Source organism: Helicobacter pylori, from assembly GCF_003636935.1.
GTDB classification, from domain to species: Bacteria; Campylobacterota; Campylobacteria; order Campylobacterales; family Helicobacteraceae; genus Helicobacter; species Helicobacter pylori_CH.
In genome coordinates this window covers 26,674-47,149 of the sequence record NZ_MVVH01000011.1, presented here as the reverse complement: position 1 = coordinate 47,149, position 20,476 = coordinate 26,674, and the positions used below count along the sequence as shown (strand labels likewise).

Here is a 20,476-nt window from a genome sequence, read left to right as displayed (position 1 = left end):
AAACATTGAACGACCGAAAGGAGCCAAAAAGGCAACGAAGCCTCATACGCTTTCAATAGCGAAAAGTTCTTAAAATGGTTTAAGGAAGTCCCTTTAAACGAAGTCGCTAAAACCCACGCTGAAAAAAGTGGAGATGACTTGTTAAAAGGGATTAAGGTTGTAACGAGCGGACCGAGTGTCAAGGAAAGGACTTCAACTCATAAAGAGAAAGAAAGTCGTTTCAAGTTGGACTTTGATTTCGCTGATGAAAACGAGGGAGGATTTCTCACTCTGGCGGAGTTTTATTCTAACGAAAAAAGGAATAAAAGACTTGGCGTGTTGTTTTCCCCTATGACTTATGGTGGTAATGGGTTTCAAGCGAGTTTAATTATCGTGCATGCTCTCTTTTATGGCTGATTTAAAGCACCATAGCGATGCGGAGTGGAATGCTATGATTGAAAATAGGGACACTGAAAATTGTTTCTTTGATACTTTTGATGATATGCAAGTCGGCGATGTTACTCTATTCTGTAAAGTGATAGAAACCTATGCTAAAAACTTAACAAGACCTGATGGTAAGAGTAGCGGTGTTACTTTGGAGGAGTGGGAGAGGTTTTTACCTAAAAACAAAAAAGAGGCGAAATTCGTTGCACAACTCTTATGCGATGGCGGTATCAATAAATACGATTTAACATGCGGAGATTTAACTGCTAATTTATTAGCCGATAATCTTTGATCTTATGGATTACGAGATGAGGATTATGATGATGAGGGTAATGTGATTAAGCCTGAAAACGAGGGAGAGGTTGAAAATTTAGAATAAACCCCCCTTTTGGGGGTCTCCTTTTTTTTTAATCTCTTTTCTTTCTCTTTTATTCTCTTATTTAATCGTGTTTCTTGCTTGTTTATTTTAGCTATAATCCATTTATAGCGTTCTTTTAAGAAATCGTGCGCAAATACCCATTTTCGCTCAGCATGACATACAAGCGCCCCATGATTTCTTTCTTTTCTTCCATGTCCAGTTGGTTGTTGTCTTCAATTTTTTGTTTTAAAAGGCGCTCAATTTCTTTAGTGTCATAGTCTAAATCGTCTAGCACGTCTAAAATCGTTTGGGCTTCGCAAATATCTTCCACTTCATAATCGCCTTTTTCATCAAAAACCACGCTAAATTCCGTAGGGTGCGTGAATAAATTGTGTTTCATGCCTAAAACTTCTTGATACGCTCCCACTAAAAAGAACGCTAGAAAGTATTCTTCTTCATCTATGTCTATATCATGCAAAAACAAGGGCTTCGTGGAATCAAAAGCGATTTCCCCATCGCTATCGCAAGTAATATCCCACAAGCTCGCGCTCCTAGTGGGCTTTTCATCTAATTTATTCAAGGGCATGACCGGGAAATTCTGTCTCAAACCCCAATAATCCGGCAAGCTTTGGAAAAACGAGCAATTCAATAAATAGCGCTCTTGGACCTGCTCTTGAATGCGTAAAATATCGTTGTGATCCTTAACATAAAGCAATTGCACCGCTTTTTTAACGATCAAATGGGCTAAAACTTCAGTATTGCTCCTGTCAATCAAATCAATATAGCCCAAATCAAAAAGCGTGAATAACGACTCGGTGTGATCAAAGCTGTCATGCAAGTATTCAATGGCGTTTTTTTCATTGATATTAGCGAGCAAGTCTAGCATTTCATCAATCAAAGGGGGGTTATTATTTTCTTTGATTTTTAGGGATTTTTCATTGTATTCATGCGAAAACAATTCTAACACCGGGGCCACTAAAACGGCATGGTTAGCGGAAATATAACGGCCTGATTCAATGAAAATATCCGGCTCTATTTCTTGCTTATTTTTCACAATTTCCCTCAATAAAAACACCACATCAGCGCTGAATTCTTCTAAAGTGTAGTTCTTGTCTTGGTGGTGTTTGTGTTGGGTGTATTCTACGGCTAACCCCCCTCCAATATTCACGCTATTAAGATTTTTAGCGCCCATTTTACGCAATTCTGCATACAAGTTACCCGCTTCTCTTAAGGCCTTTTTTAAGGGCGAAATATCGCTGATTTGAGAGCCTATGTGGAAATGTATCATGTGGAAATGCTCTAGTAAGTCGTTTTCTTCTAAAAGGCGCATCGCTTCTAACACTTCAGTGCTGCTAAGACCAAATTTAGAATTGATCCCCCCACTCTTTGCCCAAACGCCAGTGCCAGTGCTGTGCAAACGGATGCGAATGCCAATTTTAGGGCATGCTACAAAATCGTTTTGTTTAGCCACGGCGATAATGGTTTTCAACTCATTCAAACCCTCAATCGTTAAAGTGATTTCATGCTGCATGCTTTTAGCGATAAAGCCAAGTTCAATCATTTCTTTGTCTTTAAAGCCATTCACGGTGATAGGGGCTGTAGGGTTCGTGTAACTCATCGCAATGATAAGTTCGGATTTACTCCCAGCCTCTAAACCATAATCCAAGCCCTTAGCCCCTTGCACTAAAGGCAAAACAAACGAGGGCATTTGATTGACCTTTAAAGGGAAAACCGCCTTAAAAGCCCCGCTGTATTGATATTCTTTAATCGCTGAAGAAAACGCATCAAACAGGCTTTTGATTTGTTTTTGTACCAAATGGGGGAATCGCACCAACAAAGGCCCTCTATAGCCCTTATCGCGCACGCTTTGAACGATTTCTAAAAGCGAGGGGTTTTTGCCATGACAAACTTTAACCAAGCCTTTTTCTATCTTAAATTCGTTATTGCTCCAAAAATTAATCCCATAATCATGGACTTCTTGCATTTTTTATCCTTTATTACGATAAGGTTTTAAAGAGATGGGGGTTATTTTTAAAATCTCTGATCGCTTCTTCATAAACTTTTTCAATTTGAATGACTGAATTTTCTAAAGTGTAATTTAAAGCGCTTTTAGCGTATTCGTTTTGCATCCTTTCTCTTTCAAGCTTGTTTTCTAACCACCAGTCTATTTTAGCGCTCAAATCTTTAGCGTTATTGGGCTCAAATAATGATCGTTCATCTAGCGCGAATTGTCTGGTCGCGCTTAAAGGGCTATTAGCGATAACAGGCACAATCCCCACGCTAATGGCTTCCAAACACGCAATCGCTTCGCTTTCCACATTGGCTGTGTGCACATAAAGGGTGCAAGTTTTTAAAATCTCTAACAATTCATTGGAATTGACGAACCCAAACTCCGTTTTTACGCCTAGTTTTTGGGCTAGAAGTTTGATTTTTTTTTCATCAGGCCCTTTGCCTTTGAGCAATAATACAATGTCTTGTTTGTATCGGCTTAAAGCAACCGCTTTAATGAGAACGCTTTGATTTTTTTCATTAGAATAGCGCCCTACCATAGCGATTTTAAAGGGCGTGGTGTCAAAAAGGCTTTTTTGCGGGTGTTCAAATTTAAACATGGGATCAAAGCCGTTAGAGATAGCGTATTTTTTCCCTCCATAGTTGTATTTTTCTAATTCTTCTACAATGAATTTTGACGGGCAATGGATATGGTGGGTATAGCGGTAATGCGAAGATTTAAACCACGAAAAAAGCATCATGTTAAACCAAGAAAATTGCCCCAATTTCATGTTATAAGAAATATGCTCTGGCTGTAAATGGAAAGAGCCAATATAAGGCACTTGCATTTCTCGCGCGATTTTTACGGCTGTTTTTTCTAGCAAAAAAGGCAAATAAGTATGGATCATATCCGCTCCCTTAAAAGCCTTCCTTAAAATTTTTTTATCCGGTTTAGCAAAAAGAATGTGTTGTTTGTGTGAAATTTCTGTAACTAGGGGGATATAGCGCTCTTTAAGGTTGTAATACCCTTCTTCTTCACTCCCTAAATTATCCACATGAGGGGCAACCACTCTCATCACATGCCCTCTTTTTTTCAGCGCTTCAAAGAAACGAAACGCCGTCATAGAAGTGCCATTACTGGTGTCTTTAAAGCTATCCACGACTAAAACAATAACCATTTAACTACTCTTCTTTAAAATTGAATTTAAAAGGCTTTTTATCAAACACCACGATTTCTATCATTCCCTCTAAAACCTGAATGTCTAACACAAACGCCTCTATTTTTATTTCAGCTTTTTTCACGCCATCTTGAATGACTTGCGCTTTAATGAGCGCTTCTTGATTCAATTCTAAGGGAGCATAAAAATTAATGTTATTAGAAACTACTACACTGTGTCTTTTATTCAACGCGCACAAGGCCGCATAATTGCACGCAATAAGCACAAACCCAGCATGCACAAAATTTTCTTCATACACCATGCTTTCATTGCCCTTGAAACGCGCATGGGCTATATCTTTTTCTAAAACGACTAGTTCAGTGCCAACGCTTGGTTTGAAATTCTTACAAGTCTCTAAAGAGTCATAATCCACACGAACGACTGATTCTTGCACTATCTTAATCCTTTATTTAACGCTTGCTTGGTTTAAGCATTTTAAAATACCCTCTTAAAGGAGCGTCATATCCCTCTAAAGTTTTAGAGGAATCTGTTTTATCCAAAAAATCTTCTAAACTCTGCCCCAAAATAAAATCCGTTTTACGCTGTTCTTTAGGCGTGGTCTTTAAAACGCTAAGAATCTCAAAATTTTCAAACCCTACCCTTTCGCACCACCCTTTTAAAGCGCTAACGCTAGGGATAAAATAAACATTTTTCATTTTAGCATAAGTTTTTTTAGGGCAAAGGGCGATGTCTAGGGGCGAATCAATGATTAAGGTATCCAACACCAACTCTCCTCCTGTCTTTAAAGCATGATACAAGGCTTTTAAAGCCTCTAGCGGGCTTTTTCTGTGGTATAGCACTCCTAAGCAAAAAATGACATCAAAAGCGTTAGGGTATTTTTCATGCAAACCCTCTACCCCTAAAGACTCATAAATGATCTTTTTTTCTTTATCAAAAAAGGGGGCTAAAAATTCAAATTGTTTTTTGACTAAAACGCCCGGATCAAACCCCACCAAACTTTTAGGCCCATGTTCTAGCATTTTAAACAAGTAATAGCCGTTATTGCAACCCACATCAGCCACAACCTTATCTTTTAAAGGAGTGGCGTTTTTGACTAGATCCCATTTAATAGAGCTATCCCATTCGCTATCAATCTTAATTTGAGAAATTTCAAAAGGGCCTTTACGCCATGGCCTTAACGCCATGATTTCTTCTAAAAGGGTTTTTGGATTAATTTTATCGTTACAAATGAGCATGACTTACCATAGCGTAGGGGTTTTTTTAAAAAGGGGGGGGTTTAGAAGGGACTCTAAATGATGGGAGCTAATCCCATGAATAAAAGCGAAATTAAACGCTAAATTTTTTAATTGCTCTTTTAGGTTGTTTTGGGTGGTGTAAAAATAAGGGTTGGTTTTTTTAAAGAAAGCCGCGCTGTTTTTACGACAAAACACGACAATTTTCCCCCACGATAAAGTCTCAAGGGCTTTTTGAAGCATCATTTCAAACAATTCTTTTGAAGTCTCAGCGACAACCACCCTTGCCGTTGCGCCATAGGGGGCTATTTCTAAATTTTTATTCACAAAAAAGGGTTTGCAATGATCTAAAGGGTATTCTTTTTTGCCCAAAAGATTCAAATCAAACGCAATTTGTAATTTCTCGCACAATTGAATGACCCTTTTTAAAGGCTCTAAAAAGATGCATGGCATTTTTAATTCGTATTCTTGTTTTTCATAGACTAAAGCGTTGCAAAAAAAGGATTGGTTGAGAATGATTAAACGGCTTTCTTTCAAATCTTCCTTTAAATCTTCTCTCAAGCGCTCTTGCTTATAAAACAAATGGAGCCACTCCAATTTATCAAAAAAGGCTATTTTACACCCCTCCAAAATGAACAAATCTTCAAGGCTCTCTTTCAAGCACCACGCAAAACCGCTCACGATGATTTTAGAAGCGATCTCTAATTCTATAGGGCTTAACAGCACCCCGACCACACGCTCATTCAGTAAGCAAAATTTAAACAAATGATTCAAAGAATGCTCTATATCTTTAAGCTTGATCCATGCCACATCCTTATCGCTTAAAGGATACTCTCCTGTGTATAAAATCCCATAAGCCCCTAACTCTAAGGCTTTAGGAATGAGTGTGTGATCTTTAGCGACAAATAAAGAGCCTTTTTGGACTTTGTTTAAAGACAAAACAATGGAATTAAAATAGCTGATTGAGGGCGTGTTTTGCAATTCGCCCAAACTCAATTCTACGGCTTCATTCACCCCTAATCGCATTTAGCTGATCAAACTTCCTGCAATTTTTTCTTTAGTGGGGCTGATTAAAGCCAGATTATCGCTATCTCGCACCGCTAAAATCATGCCCTCACTCATTTCACCCATAAGCTTGGCGGGTTTTAAATTAGCCACCACGCACACCATTTGACCGATTAAATTTTCAGGCTCATAATCCAAAGCGATCCCTGAAATAATCTGCCTCAAACGACCTTCGCCTAAATCCACTTTCAAGCGCAGTAATTTATTGGATTTTTCAATCCTTTGAGCTTCTTTGATAAGCCCCACTTTAATCTCTACTTTTTTGAAATCCTCAATGCTGATGTAGTTTTCTTGTTGTGGCTGGGCTTTTTCTTCTGGCTTTTTTTCTTCTTCTTTTTTGGCTGGGGTTGTTTCCTCCACTTTCTCCATTTTGGAAAATAAAGGCTCGGTGTCTTGTAAAATCATATCTTGTAATTTTTTAGCTTTAAAAAAGCGTTCGTAATTATCGGGCGTGATTTCTGCATGAAAAGCGCTCGCTAATTTCATAGCGCTCTTTGGCATGAACGCATAAAGCAAAAAGCTTGATTGTAAAAGCGCGTTTGCAATCAAACTCAATAAGGCTTCTAGTTTTTCTGATTCGTTGTTTTTGTGCAAAACCCACGGCTCTTCTTTAGCGATGAGTTTGTTTAAAAAATCATAAATGTTAAACAATTCTTCTAAAGCTTTATGCAATTGCATTTTAGGCACAAAAGAATTGGCGTTGTCTAAGATTTGATGCGCTTTTTCTAGCTCTTTAGAATAATAAGCGGTGATTTTGGCGCTTTTTAGAGAATAATTGAAATATTTTTTAGCCATGCCTAGCAAACGATTCAACAAATTCCCCAAATCGTTGTTCAAATTCGCGTTAATCCTTTCTACTAACGCTTTTTTAGAAAAATCCCCATCTTGCCCAAAAGGCACTTCACGCAATAAAAAATAACGCAATTCTTCAATCCCATACTCCATAGCGAGCTTTTGAGCGTCTAAAACATTACCCAAGCTTTTACTCATTTTCACGCCCTCTATCGTCCACCACCCATGCACGCAAAGCTGTTTGAATAGGGGCAGATTCAAACTCATCAAAAAAGCCGGCCAATAAATGGCATGGAAGCGTAAAATATCCTTACCCACAATGTGCCTAGCACACTCAAAATACGCCATTTTATTGTCTAAATCATTCAAATACCCTAACGCGCTCGCATAATTCAATAAAGCGTCTAGCCAAACATACACCACATGTTTAGGATCGTTCATTTTTTTAGGCAAAGGAATGCCCCATTCAAAGCTCGTGCGCGTGATAGACAGATCCAATAAACCCTGCTCAATAAAAGAAGTTACCTCATTTTTACGATAAATAGGCAAAATCGCTTCAGGATTTTTAGCATAAAATTCCAATAAAGGCTTCTCATACGCGCTCAACCTAAAAAAATAGCTCTCTTCTTCTAAAAGCGTGGTCTCTCTCAAGCAATCAGGGCATAAGACTTTATCACTCGTATTGTCCGCTTTAGAAATCGCGCAATAACTCTCACAGCTCACGCAATAATACCCGCTATAAGTGCCTTTATAAATATCCCCTTTTTCAAACATGATTTCAAAGGCGTTTTGCACGCATTTTTGATGCTCGCTGTCTGTGGTGCGGATAAAACCATCATAATCTAAATTGAAAAAATCCCACTGGTCTTTAAAAATCGCGCTAATGCTATCGGCGTAAGCTTTAGGGCTTTGATTTCTCAATCTCGCGCTTTGTTCGATCTTTTGCCCATGCTCATCGGTGCCGGTTAAAAAAAAGACTTCTTCGCCTTGAAGGGTGTAATACTTCTTTAAAGTATCTGCAATCAAAGTCGTATAAGCATGGCCAATATGGGGAATGTCATTCACATAATAAATGGGGGTTGTGATCAGTGATTTTTGCATCTTTATAATCGTGTTACCTTAAATTTGTTTAAATCTCTTAATTTTAACATGCTTTTAAAAATTTAGAGAATAGAGGTTGAATTTATGCTTATTTGTGGGGTGTTTTTGGCTTAAAATGCATTATAATTAACGCTCAAAAAATTGAAAAATGAGTTCAAGGAATTACAGATGATTTCAAAATTTTTGCTCAAAAGCATGTTCAAGCAGTGGAAAAACGGCGATTATCAGGTCGTTTTTTGGGACAATAGCGTTTATAGGAATGGCGAACATTCGCCTAAATTCACCCTTAAAATCCATCGCCCCCTGAAATTTAGCGATATTAAAAAAGACATGTCTTTGACGATCGCTGAAGCTTATATGGACGGCGTGATTGATATTGAAGGCTCTATGGATGAGGTGATGCATTCTTTGTATTTGCAAACCAATTATGAGCATTTGCACAAACATGATAACGCTAAAGCTATCCAAAAACCCATCAAAGAAAGCTCCAACATTTCTAAACATTACGATCTAGGGAATGACTTTTATTCTATCTGGCTGGATGAAACCTTAAGCTATTCATGCGCGTATTTCAAAAAAGACGATGACACCCTCCATGCCGCCCAGCTCCAAAAATTAGATCACACTTTAAAAAAGCTCCACCTAAAACCTGGCGAAAAACTGCTAGATATAGGCTGTGGTTGGGGCTATCTCTCTGTAAAAGCTGCACAAGAATACGGGGCGGAAGTGATGGGGATCACCATTTCTAGCGAGCAATACAAACAGGCCAACAAACGAGTCCAAGAGCTAGGGTTAGAGGATAAAGTAACGATCAAATTATTGAATTACCAGGATTTAGACGGGCGGTTGTACCGCTTTGATAAAGTGGTGAGCGTAGGCATGTTTGAACATGTGGGTAAAGATAATTTACCTTTTTATTTCAAAAAAGTTAAAGAAGTGTTGAAAACGGGCGGGATGTTTTTGCTCCACTCCATTTTGTGCTGTTTTGAAGGCAAGACTAACGCATGGGTGGATAAATACATTTTTCCAGGTGGTTATTTGCCCTCTTTAAGAGAAGTGATGAGCGTGATGAGCGAATGCGACTTCCACTTGCTCATGGCTGAAAGCTTGCGCATCCATTACGCTAAGACTTTAGACATTTGGCGAGACAACTTCAACCACAATCTAGATAAAGTGAAAAGACTCGGCTATGACGAACGCTTTATCCGCATGTGGGATCTGTATTTAAGGACTTGCGCATCCGCCTTTAGGGTAGGGAGCGCGGATTTATTCCAATTGCTTTTAACCAACAGCGTGGATAACACTTTCCCCTTAACCAAAGAATACATCTACCAATAATTTTAGATTTTAGCCCCTTCTTTCAGGCTAACTTCTGGCAAACTCTCCACATACAAACTCTGTGATGGGAAAGCAAAACTCAAATGGTGCTTTTCTACAATCCCCATGATTTTTAACATCACGTCTTCTTTGACTTCTAGCCACTCTTCCCAAACCACTGTCTTAGAAAAGCAATACACTAAAATATTGATAGAGCTGTCCGCAAACTGATCTAAAAAGACAAACAAATTGTTTTTATACCCTAAAAAATCATCAATAGAAACAATATCTTTTTTAAACATGTAGCGGTAATCGCTCGCACTTTGCAAAGCACTATCGTCCCCGTTAGCGATTTTAGGGTGGTTTTCTAGCATTTCTTTAATGTCTTTCACGCAAAGCTGTAAAGCGCTTTGGCTGGAGCTATAAGTTAAGCCTATTTCCATTTTAATACGCCTTCCCACTTTACGACGGCTCCAATTCCTGATGGGTTTTCCGGCTAATTCCGAATTAGGCACGGACAAAAGAGCGTTGTCAAAGGCTCTGATCGTGGTGCGCCTTAACCCCATTTCCACCACCGTACCCTCCACTTCACCGCACACGATCCAATCCCCTTGAGAAAACGAATTGTCTAATAATAAAATGACCGAAGCAAAAAAATTTGCCAACACATCTTTAACCGCCAAAGCCACCGCTAACCCCCCAATCCCTAAAGAAGCGATGATGGCTGAAACGTTAAACCCTAGTTGTTTCAAAACCCCTAAAAGCGCGACGATAAAAATCAAAAAATACACGACTTTTAAGATCAAGTTGATCACTTCTTTTCTAAAATTGTGCGTGCTTTTGGTAGCCATATTCGTAACTAACGCTTCCCCATAGCCTTTAAAAAGCGCTATCACTAACCATGCTAAAAGCATGATATACGCCGCGCCCACCCACATAGAAACTTTAGGGGGTGATGCGTTAGGGTAGTAGAAAATATCTAAAGCCACATCGCAACTAAATAACGCTAAAAAGACAGAAACGGGCGAAACAATGCTCTTTTGCACATTGACATGCATTTTTTTATTGCGTTGCATGATTTCAAAAATCCAATCCAAGAATTTGGCTAAAAGCCAAGTGATCAACTGCCTTAAACCCAGCAATAAGGCTAAAATCGTTAAAGCAAGTACAATCTTACTCACTTGCAAGCTATGGGTTGTGAAAGGCAAGACCTTGCTGATTTTGTTTAACACAAAATCCATATTCACTTCCATGATCAAGTTTTTAGGAAGCACTTCTTTAGGGTGGTTTTTGATGTAACGCAAGACTTCAGTATAAGTGTTCAAACGCAATTCATAATCGCTAAACATCTGCTCTAATTCATGCATTTTGACATTGTCTAAATTTTTAGGAAAAGTGTAGAGTTTGAATTGCCCTAAACGCAAAAGGAAAGAATCGCTGATACTTTCCACATCTTTTTGTTCGCTAAAAATATCAATACTGCTCCTGATTTTATCTATAAAACGATACAAAATCTCATCTATCAACAAAATATCTAAAGACAATCGGTCTTTCATGAAAGTGTAGAAATCATCGCCTTTAATGCTTTTAGACAAACGCTTTTTGATTTTCTCTTGCTCTTTTAAATTTTGATTGATATCAATGCCGATCTTATCCCTTTCATTCAACACTTTAGAAGTCAAACTTTTAATCAAATCATTCTTTTGGGTGTTATACAGAGAGACTTCAGCGCTTCTTTCAGGGTTTTTTTTGTAAGTTTCAATGACTTGATTGAGCTGGTTGATTTGATTGAAAATCAAAAACAAATCCACCGCATCTGTTTCATGCTCTTCAACCGCTCTCAAAGGATTTAAAAAGAGCGATAATACCAATACCCACCACAATAATAAACGCATGCGAAACCCCACTCAAACAAGATAAAATTTTTCTCACAATTTCTAGCGATTATACCAAAAATTAGAAACGCTTCGCCCCATAAAGTTACCCATGCAATTTGAAAACGCTTTTTATTTATCCCTAAAAAGCGGGCTTTAGCTCAATTATGAGCCTCTTTTTCAGATCGCTATATTGCTTGATGGCTTTGAGTATTTTTACATTTTACGATCAAGACTCAATTAAAAACAAAGCCTTAATTTTTAACAAATCTTGCTTTATTTAATATTTTTATAGTAGGATTTCAAGGATAGGTCGTAGTCAAAAAGCTTTCCCTATCCGGTGCAATGAAGTCATGAATAATGTGCATATCTTTTATTCTTACATGTCTCTCATTTTTTGGATTTTTGTAACCGCTTTTATTAATGTTTTCGTGTAAGATTCACACTTAGAGAGTTCAATCCTATCTATTGTAATTGGGCTATGGGGCGAAAATGGTGATCCATTCTCACTTTTCTTATAGTTTTAGTTTTTAAAAACGCTTTTAGGCTTCAAAAGGGCTAAAACAAGTGTTAAAAGAAATTTTATCATCAATCTTTAGAAGAAAAAACCATAAAAACATAGTATCCTATGCCTACAAGAAAAACAAGAATCAAGAAAATGAGTAATCCCCACTCTAAAGAATCCATAACTCCTCTTTAAAGAATGTCAAAAGTGGTGCGCTTGGCAGGACTCGAACCTGCGACCTACGGCTTAGAAGGCTGTTGCTCTATCCAGCTGAGCTACAAGCGCATGATACTGGCGTTAGGTGGTGCGCCCGAAGGGAGTCGAACCCCTAACCCCCAGATCCGAAGTCTGGTGCTCTATCCAATTGAGCTACGAACGCTTACAATTCAAATAAAGGAATGACTAACATAAAACTTGGTAAAACGCTTATTTATAAGATGGGGTGGAAGATGGGAATTGAACCCACGACCCTCAGGACCACAATCTGATGCTCTAACCGACTGAGCTACTCCCACCATTCAATGAAAGAAAGCGATATTCTACCAAAGAATTTTAAACAGAACAATAAATTATGCAAAAAAGTGGTCGGGGCGAAAGGATTCGAACCTTCGACCCCTTGGTCCCAAACCAAGTGCGCTAACCAGACTGCGCTACGCCCCGAAATTTTCACATGAAGCGTTATTATAGCTAAATTTTCTAATTTTTGAGCGTAATTTTTCAAAAATACCGCTAAAATCAAAAGCGGAACTCAAAAATTGTATTAATTCCAACTCCCCCACCCTTTTAAAAAGCTACTTTTTAAAAACAGCTCTCAATGATTTTTGAGCTTTTCGTTTCTTAAAAACTACTTTCGTTTTTTCATTTCACTAGAAACTTTTTCATAATGTTCCATGTGTTTTTTGCTTAACTCTTTGGTAATATGCACCATCACTTTATGATAGGCTTGGTTCATGATTTTTCTAATGGCTTGATCATGGTCGGTTTCCTTAATCCTATGCACAAAAGTTTTGGGGACAAAACCTCCAGAATTGGTGCGCCGCAATTCCACTCTTTCAATCACAGCCTTAATCTTTGAAACATCAATACCAAAACTATGGATAATATCTTCACTCTTTGGCTCAACAAAATTCAAGTTCAAATACCCTGAAGACATGTCTATCACTCTTTCTTCGCTAAGTGCATCGCTTTCTTCTACAATATCTTCTAAGATAGCCACATTCCCGTCCATGCGTAAAACGAGCAACGCTTTTTCTTTGATGTCTTGAGGGATTTCGCTAACATCTTTAAATTGCGAAACGCTATAGCCCTTTCTCTCTAAAAAACTACTCAGTTGGAGGAACAAAGACTTCTCAAACTCTTTTTGATAATTTTCAGGGATAACTTTATTAGCCTCTATCTTAGGATCGATTAAGACAACCAAATGGTTATTTTTAGGCTCTTGTTTGCCCTTAATAGGATAGTGGAAATGCAAATCCACGGACTCGCCCATGTTATTGTACTGCTGCTTTGCAGGCATTCCATCAGCCAAAGCCGTATAAAACGCCCCACTCACTAGTAACGATCCTAAAACGATTGCCAAACTACCTTTTTTCATTAAATTCCTTTCTTTCTTTTTCTTTAAAATCAATTCCTAATCTTACCCAAAAAATCCCACTTTTAGTGCTATTTTTTAAGATAATCATTCCCATTCAATCGTTCCTGGTGGTTTAGAGGTAATATCATACACCACCCTATTGATACCATTCACTTCATTAGTGATACGATTAGAAACCTTTTCTAAAAAAGAATGCTCTAAAAATGAAAAGCTCGCCGTCATGCCATCGCTCGCGTTTACCGCTCTCAAACAAATAGCGTTTTCATAAGTGCGATTATCCCCCATAACCCCCACAGAATTGACATTCAACAGCACGCAAAAAGCTTGCCAAACCTTGTCATACAAATTGGCTTTTTTAAGTTCCTCTATAAAAATAAAATCCGCTTCCTGTAAGCATTTGATCTTACTCTCGCTGACTTCGCCTAAAATCCTTACAGCAAGCCCAGGCCCTGGAAAGGGGTGGCGCATTAAAAAATCCTGGCTAACGCCTAATTCTTTACCTAACGATCGCACCTCATCTTTAAACAATTCCCTTAAAGGCTCTATGAGTTCAAAATCCATCCATTCAGGCAGTCCGCCCACATTATGGTGGGTTTTGATCACTTTTGAAGGCCCTTTAACGCTCACGGATTCAATCACATCAGGGTATAGAGTGCCTTGGGCTAAAAATTCAATTTTGCCTTTTAAATGGTGCTTTTTGGCTTCTTTTTCAAACACTTCAATAAAGGTTTCGCCGATGATTTTTCGCTTCCATTCAGGCTCGCTCACGCCCTTTAATTTAGACAAAAAGATTTCTTTAGCGTCTATTGTGTTTAAAGGGATTTGCAAGTCTTTAAACATCGCTTGCACCCTTTCTTTTTCATTTTTACGCAACAAGCCATGATCCACAAAAACAGCGATCAAATTATCCTTAATGGCTCTGTGTAATAGCGTAGCGACCACCGTAGAATCCACGCCCCCACTCACCGCGCACAAAACCTTAGCGTTAGCAATTTTTTCTTTCAACCTTGCAACTTCTCTTTGAGCGAAATGCTGCATCCCCCAAGTTTTTTCACAGCCGCAAACTAAAAGGGCAAAATTTTCTAAAATCTTACCCCCTTCTTCGCTTTGAACGACTTCTGGGTGGAATTGCAAGCCAAAAATCTTGCCGTTTTCAATCGCACAATGGGGGGAATTAGGGCTTTTTGCAAGGGTAGTAAAGCCTTTAGGCAGTTCTATGACTTTATCCATATGGCTCATCCACACAAGGCTTTTAATCTTCACGCCTTCAAAAATCACGGAATTTTGAGCGATTTCTAAAACAGCCTTACCAAATTCCTGCTCATTCGCACAAGCCACCACCCCCCCAAAAAAATCCACCAAATACTGCATGCCGTAGCAAATCCCCAAAATCGGTAAATTCAAATCAAAGATTTTCTCGTTAGGCTTGTAAGCGTCTTTAGCGTACACGCTCGCTGGCCCCCCACTCAAAATCAAACCTTTAGGGGCTTTTTTTTGAATGTTTTCTACGCTTTCAAAAAAAGGGACTATTTCTGCATAAATCCCGCTCTCTCTCAATCTTCTAGCAATCAGCTGTGTGTATTGGCTCCCAAAATCTAATACTAAAATCATCGCTCATTCTCTATTTTTGTGGGGTCTGTGTTTTATCATACTGGCTCTTATAATCCACTCTGTGGCTTTCAGCTAACTCAGGCGCTTTTTGGACAAACCAACGCTCCAATCTTTCTAACTTGCGCCTGTAATAATTTCCACCTTTTGAGCAATACTGAGAATCAATCAGCGAAAAAACATAGAGTATTTTATTTTCTTTAGATTGGAATAAAAACTCTTTATGGAATAGCGCTTTTGTGGGTATATTACTCATTGAAGACTCCGATAACAAAAAAGCGTCAAAATCACAAAGCGCTTTTTTACTCAATTTGTTGCTTTTGGTAATCACAAAAACGATCTCTTCTTTCATGTCTTGTTTAAAAGCCATAGAAAGCACGTTCAAAAAAGGCATGCCTAAACTTTTATCCACTTTAACCTTAAAATCTTTAGGCGAACCCCCCAATAACATCTCTCCAAAAAAAAGTAATCCCACACACAAGCTCGTTTGAAACACACTCATTTTTTATCATCCTCACTCATTATCAATGCATCATTATAGACTGCATGACGCATTAGGAAAGTATTATAATATAAAGATTGAGAATTAGCCCACGCTTTAATGTGGTGAGTCGTCAAATCTTTCTTAAACAAAGACGCTTTCATGGTGGTATTTATTTTCACTCCTTTCAAGCTCCAATGATGCTTGGTGTTGAAATGGAATGATAGGGCTTGACTAATTCATACCTTCTAAGTCTTCTGATATTAACTAAGGCGGTATTGGCTGAAATGGCTTGTGTCATGCTGCTTGTGGGGCGCAAAGAAGTGAGCGTGTTCACATGCCCTGCATTGCATCGTGGGTTTCTAGCTCTCACATCTTCTGGGTCATACCACGCCCCTTTTTGGATACTCAAAACCCCTTGACGGATATTCTTAGTTACAAACGCCCCTGCTAACAATCTCCCCCTAGCGTTAAACACTTCCACGATTTCACCATGCCTAATGCCTAATTTATTAGCGTCTAGCTCATTGATCATTACAGGCTCTCTGCCTTGAATTTTATACACATTCCTAACCCAGGTGTTATCAAGCTGTGAATTGACACGGTATTTTGGGTGCGGAGAGATTAAATGGAACGGATAAGTCTCAGCCATTTTAGAGCCTAGCCACTCAGCTGGCTCAAACCAAGTTGGATGCCCTTTAAAATCAGCCAGTTTAAAATCCGCGCATTTTTGAGAAAAAATTTGAATTTTCCCGCTCTCTGTATCTAGCTTGTTAGCGATAGGGTCTTGCCTGAATTTCGCATGACGCACAAACTTTCTCGCATTTTCAGGGATTTCAAACTCCACAAAGCCATCCCTCCAAAACTGATCAAACGATTTCAAAGTAGGGCCATCGCTTTTTTCATAAAGGCCCTTAATCCATTCCATGTAACTCTTAGATTCAGTGAATCGTTGCTCTGCTTCATTGCCCCCAATGCGTAAAGCAAGTTGCCTGAAAATCTCATAATCGTCTTTGGATTCATAAACAGGCTCTACCACCTTACGCATGGCATAAATCACATTCTTAGAATAGCTCCCCCCAAAAGTAATATCATCTCTTTCCATAGTACTAGTAGAAGCAAGGACAATATCAGCAAATTTTGCTGTAGGCGTCCACCAAGGCTCATGCACGATCACGCAATCTAGAGTTCTTAAAGCGTTAATGAGTTCGTTTGTATCAGCTTCATGCCCTAATAAATCCGCCCCACAATTATAGATCATTTTGATTTTAGGCAATTGGAGTTTTTTACCCATAAAGTCAATTTCTTTACCCGGATTTAAAATCGCTTCAGAAATTCTAGATGCTGGAATAGCGCTTTTTACAGAATTATGCCCTTGTGAAATCATAGGAACAATTCTTGCCCCTGAACTTGCTTGAGCGTTTCCTCCATAATGCATAGAAAAGCCAAAGCCCCCACCCGATAAGCCCACTTGACCAATCATGCTGGCTAAAACAATTAACGCCCAATCCGGTTGCTCGCCATGCTGAGCTCTTTGCATGGCCCAATTACCCGCTAAAAAAGTGCGCTTAGAGACAAACAAATCCGCTAATTCTTTGATTTTTTCTGCACTCACTCCAGTGATTTGAGACGCCCATTCTAAAGTCTTAGGTGCATTATCGCTCTCTCCTAGCAAATAGGGTAAAAATTTATCAAAACCATCAGTGTATTTAGCGATAAACTCTTTATCGTATTGATTGCTTGTATAAAGATAATGCATCATGCCTAGCATTAGTGCCACATCAGTGTTAGGGCGAATGGGTATCCATTCAGCACTAAAGGCTTGAGCGGTTTCGGTATAAATGGGATCGATGCTAATGAATTTAATACCGGCTCTTTTATACTTAGGGTAGTAGCTGTCATTGACATGGTTTGGGACAAAATAATCAATGCGGTTGCATTTGAATAAATCCGCCCCCCACATGACATACACCTTACAATTTTTAATCATCTCTTCATGCGTGGTTTGTTGCGAATAGACTTCCATATCCCCTACAATCATAGGGTTTATTCTTGCGGCTGCACCATTGCTATACCCCCCATCAGTGTCAATAGCCCCCCCTAAAGCCATGTTAAAAAAGCGCTTCGCTAAATGATGGCAACGGTGCAAGCTGCCCGCATGCCCCCAGCCACCATAACTGGCGTTATAAATGTTTTCTTTAGGGATTTCTTTAAGCTTTTTAGCCACTAATTCTAAAGCCACATCCCAACTCACGCGCACAAACTCTTCCCTCCCGCGCAATTCTTTGTGGTTTTTCTTGTTTTCTAAAAAGCTCTTACGCACGCAAGGATACTTCACCCTGCTATCTGAATACACCCTATCAATCATCGCCTTCAACATCATGGTAGGGTTATAATCGCTCTTTTGGGGGACAATCTCTTTAACCACTCCATTTTGAACCTTTGCAACAAAGGGGCCAAAATGCGTTGCATGCGGAATGGATTCTACTTTTTCAAAAACACCAACAGCTTTTAAAACATTAGCGCTAGCGAGCGCAATGGGGATTTTTGTTAGGATACTTCTGCGTGGAATGGACATGATTCTCCTTCAAGCTTGCATTCTGTTAAAACGCCTAAAATTCTAACACATATTCACCTAAAATTACCGCTAATAAAATCCCATCATTGATGCTAATTCACTACTTTTTATTCACGCTGCTCATGTCAGCGACTTTCCCCCACATCAAGCGGTATTTCCTTTTCATAAATTCAATTTCTTCCCTCGCTTGATTGAGTTCATCTCGCAAAAGATCAATGGTTTTTTTATCTTCTTCATAGACTTCTTGCATAGAGATTAAAGCGTCTTTTAAAAACATGTTTTCATTTTTAAAGGCTGAAATCGTTTCATCTTTAGCGCTAATGACTTTATCATGCAAATTTAAAATCGTGTTAATGGTCTTTTCCACAAACACAGGCTCTAAAGAACGCCCGTTCATATCCATAGAAATCAAATTATTTTCTACCTTTTTGATTAAAGCGTTTGTCCCGCTGCTCGCGTCAATTAAAAGCTTGTTGTGGCTTATTTTGCTCTTGATTTTACCAAGATTCACTAATTCTAAGATCCTTTCTTTAGGAAGCCCTGAAAGGCGGCTAAATTCTTCTAATTCAAGCCATGCTAAAGCGCTCAAATCTTCTAAAACCACCGGCTCTTTAGACTCTTTTTCTTTATCCCCTACCTCTTGCTCATTTTGTTGCACCGCTTGTGCTTTGTTCAAATCTAAAATATCCAAATTTTTCCTTAAAAATAGTTTTAGCTTAACGCAATTTTTTAACCGCTTTTTTCAAACTGTCCAGCAAATAATCAATATCGTTTATGGAATGCGTGAAGTGTAAACTCACTCTAAGCCATCCGGGTTTAGTAGTGAAATCGCTTGACTTTTGAACGTTAAGATTCAATAAATCATGCCCATAAGGCCCCGCGCAAGAGCAACCTGCCCGGGTTTCAATAGCGTATTCATAGCTTAAAACTCTCGCTAAATCATAGGGCGAAATCCCCCCAATATTAAAAGCCACTACCCCCACCCGATGCGCTGTTAAATTCCCATAGATGTTAATAGCGGGCAAGTCTTTTAAGCCATGCATGAGTACTCTTAAAAGGTTGTTTTCTTTCTTGTAGATAAAATCCAAACCGCATTCGTCTCTCAATTGATACGCTAAAGCGCTCCTGTAAAATTGCAACAACCCTGGCGTGCCAAACTCCTCCCTCAAAGGCAATTCATCAATAAATTCATGCCGTGTGCGATTAGCGTATTTGATCACGCCCCCTGCGCTAAAACTCGGGGCGATCTGCGTGTCAATCAAATCTTTAGAAATGCCTAAAAGACCGCACCCTCCAATGCCCCCTAAAAGCTTATGAGGCGCATAAAAACCGGTTTGGTATTCGCAATCTTTAGGGTTAGCATGCGCGCTAAAATTCGCTAAATCCAAAGCCAAAGCGGCCTGATATTTCTTACACAACAATGAAACTTCTTTTAAGGGCGTAAGCAGTCCCGTTACATTAGAAGCTGCGCTCATAGAAACCAGGCTGTTAGGAGATTTTTTTAAAGTTTGCTCTAAAATTTCTAAATCCAACAAGCCATGTTCATTTAAAGGGATACGCACCACTTCACACAAGCCTTCACGCCAGCTAATTTCATTAGAATGATGCTCATAAGGCCCTACAATCACACGCTTTAAAGCCATATCTTTCAAATACGGCTCTAAATTTTTCTTCGTTTTTGAAGGGATGCACACCCCTAAAATTTCTTGAAATTTCTTAATCGCTGAGCTCGCCCCATACCCTGCGCTCAAAACGCAATGATTTTCGCTTAAGTTTAAAGAACGCTTTAACTTTTCTTGGCACTCTTTTAAAAGCATGCCCATTAAAATCGCATGCTTAGAAGCGACAGAATGAGCGTTCGCGTAATAAGGCAGTAAGGATTTCACGCGCTTTTCCACTAAAGCGCTCGCTAAACCTGAAGCCCCCCAATCAAAATAAGACACCCCTTTTTTTAAAATAATACTGGATTTAACTTGCTCTAAAACGCTCTCATTAGGGTTGAGTAAGGGAGCGAAACTCCTATTTAAAAACGCTTGCACGAAATACCACCAACGCTTTTAATGTTTATCCCCGCTTAAAATATGAAAATGCAAATGCATCACCTCTTGCCCGGCGTTTTTACCCACATTCGTTAAAAGCTTGTAACCCTTCTCTTTGATGCCTAATTTTTCCACCACTTCAAAAATAAAACTTGTCATTTGCGCCATAAGCTCTGGGGTGATTCCATTAAAATCCTGAATGCTTTGCTTAGGGATCACTAACGCATGCACTTTAGCTTTAGGGTTAATGTCATAAAAGGATAAAAAACGCTCGTTTTCTAAAATCTTAGAACAAGGGATTTCGCCTTGGATTATTTTTTCAAACACATTCATGCTTTTTTG

The 20,476-nt window shown here is 38.9% G+C and carries 15 protein-coding genes, 4 tRNA genes and 1 pseudogene; 2 read left to right on the top strand and 18 right to left on the bottom strand.

Annotation, left to right across the window (positions count from 1 at the left end; all coding sequences use genetic code 11):
* Positions 1 to 12: 12 nt before the first annotated feature.
* Positions 13 to 802: pseudogene (locus EAL87_RS08265) on the top strand (hypothetical protein); the annotation flags it as partial.
* A 115-nt stretch (positions 803 to 917) separates the two neighbouring features.
* On the opposite strand, the gene speA reads toward EAL87_RS08265, so the two are convergent.
* From speA to metG, 6 genes are read right to left on the bottom strand one after another with little or no spacing between them, the layout of a single operon-like run.
* The gene (gene speA, locus EAL87_RS06655) at positions 918 to 2,765 is read right to left on the bottom strand and encodes an arginine decarboxylase (RefSeq protein ID WP_120913880.1); all 1,848 of its coding nucleotides are present in this window, start codon (positions 2,763 to 2,765) and stop codon (positions 918 to 920) included.
* Positions 2,766 to 2,778: 13 nt separating this feature from the next.
* The gene (locus tag EAL87_RS06650; RefSeq protein ID WP_120913878.1) at positions 2,779 to 3,948 is read right to left on the bottom strand and encodes a glycosyltransferase family 4 protein; all 1,170 of its coding nucleotides are present in this window, start codon (positions 3,946 to 3,948) and stop codon (positions 2,779 to 2,781) included.
* Between the two features lie 4 nt (positions 3,949 to 3,952).
* Positions 3,953 to 4,381, bottom strand: coding sequence for a hotdog domain-containing protein (locus EAL87_RS06645; RefSeq protein WP_001158316.1), 429 nt, complete (start codon positions 4,379 to 4,381; stop codon positions 3,953 to 3,955).
* Between the two features lie 16 nt (positions 4,382 to 4,397).
* Positions 4,398 to 5,183 (bottom strand): tRNA 5-methoxyuridine(34)/uridine 5-oxyacetic acid(34) synthase CmoB, encoded by a 786-nt coding sequence (cmoB, locus tag EAL87_RS06640; RefSeq protein ID WP_120913876.1) that lies wholly within the window; start codon positions 5,181 to 5,183, stop codon positions 4,398 to 4,400.
* A gap of 3 nt (positions 5,184 to 5,186) precedes the next feature.
* On the bottom strand, positions 5,187 to 6,206 hold the full coding sequence (locus EAL87_RS06635) for a ferrochelatase (RefSeq protein WP_120913874.1): 1,020 nt from the start codon (positions 6,204 to 6,206) through the stop codon (positions 5,187 to 5,189).
* Complete coding sequence (gene metG / locus EAL87_RS06630; protein ID WP_120913872.1) at positions 6,207 to 8,138, bottom strand: methionine--tRNA ligase; 1,932 nt, start codon at positions 8,136 to 8,138, stop codon at positions 6,207 to 6,209. It lies immediately after the preceding gene.
* Between the two features lie 168 nt (positions 8,139 to 8,306).
* On the opposite strand from metG, the gene cfaS reads away from it, so the two are divergent.
* Positions 8,307 to 9,476, top strand: a complete 1,170-nt coding sequence (cfaS, locus tag EAL87_RS06625; protein WP_053575442.1) for a cyclopropane fatty acid synthase — start codon at positions 8,307 to 8,309, stop codon at positions 9,474 to 9,476.
* 2 nt (positions 9,477 to 9,478) lie between these two features.
* On the opposite strand, the gene EAL87_RS06620 is transcribed toward cfaS, so the two are convergent.
* The 12 genes from EAL87_RS06620 to EAL87_RS06560 all read right to left on the bottom strand — a co-directional run bounded on the left by EAL87_RS06620 (position 9,479) and on the right by EAL87_RS06560 (position 20,467).
* On the bottom strand, positions 9,479 to 11,299 hold the full coding sequence (locus EAL87_RS06620) for a mechanosensitive ion channel family protein (RefSeq protein WP_240444243.1): 1,821 nt from the start codon (positions 11,297 to 11,299) through the stop codon (positions 9,479 to 9,481).
* A gap of 743 nt (positions 11,300 to 12,042) precedes the next feature.
* Positions 12,043 to 12,119: transfer RNA gene (locus tag EAL87_RS06610), tRNA-Arg, on the bottom strand.
* Positions 12,120 to 12,136: 17 nt separating this feature from the next.
* A tRNA-Arg gene (locus EAL87_RS06605) sits at positions 12,137 to 12,213 on the bottom strand.
* A gap of 59 nt (positions 12,214 to 12,272) precedes the next feature.
* A tRNA-His gene (locus EAL87_RS06600) sits at positions 12,273 to 12,349 on the bottom strand.
* A gap of 67 nt (positions 12,350 to 12,416) precedes the next feature.
* A tRNA-Pro gene (locus EAL87_RS06595) sits at positions 12,417 to 12,494 on the bottom strand.
* Positions 12,495 to 12,678: 184 nt separating this feature from the next.
* Entirely contained in the window at positions 12,679 to 13,428 is a 750-nt protein-coding gene (gene hpaA2, locus EAL87_RS06590) for an HpaA2 protein (protein WP_120913868.1), read from the bottom strand.
* Between the two features lie 84 nt (positions 13,429 to 13,512).
* Positions 13,513 to 15,039 carry a glutamine-hydrolyzing GMP synthase gene (gene guaA / locus EAL87_RS06585; RefSeq protein WP_120913866.1) on the bottom strand — a complete coding sequence of 509 codons (1,527 nt, stop codon included), beginning with the start codon at positions 15,037 to 15,039 and terminating at the stop codon, positions 13,513 to 13,515.
* 10 nt (positions 15,040 to 15,049) lie between these two features.
* A complete protein-coding gene (locus EAL87_RS06580) occupies positions 15,050 to 15,538 on the bottom strand; it encodes a hypothetical protein (RefSeq protein ID WP_120913864.1) in 489 nt (162 codons plus the stop codon).
* Positions 15,539 to 15,704: 166 nt separating this feature from the next.
* Complete coding sequence (locus EAL87_RS06575) at positions 15,705 to 18,095, bottom strand: molybdopterin guanine dinucleotide-containing S/N-oxide reductase (protein ID WP_120913862.1); 2,391 nt, start codon at positions 18,093 to 18,095, stop codon at positions 15,705 to 15,707.
* Between the two features lie 100 nt (positions 18,096 to 18,195).
* Positions 18,196 to 18,786: a DUF3972 domain-containing protein gene (locus EAL87_RS06570; RefSeq protein ID WP_120913860.1), complete on the bottom strand. Its 591-nt coding sequence runs from the start codon at positions 18,784 to 18,786 to the stop codon at positions 18,196 to 18,198.
* 25 nt (positions 18,787 to 18,811) lie between these two features.
* On the bottom strand, positions 18,812 to 20,134 hold the full coding sequence (locus EAL87_RS06565; RefSeq protein WP_120913858.1) for an aminotransferase class V-fold PLP-dependent enzyme: 1,323 nt from the start codon (positions 20,132 to 20,134) through the stop codon (positions 18,812 to 18,814).
* Between the two features lie 18 nt (positions 20,135 to 20,152).
* Positions 20,153 to 20,467, bottom strand: coding sequence for a histidine triad nucleotide-binding protein (locus EAL87_RS06560; protein WP_001100349.1), 315 nt, complete (start codon positions 20,465 to 20,467; stop codon positions 20,153 to 20,155).
* Between the last annotated feature and the right edge of the window lie 9 nt (positions 20,468 to 20,476).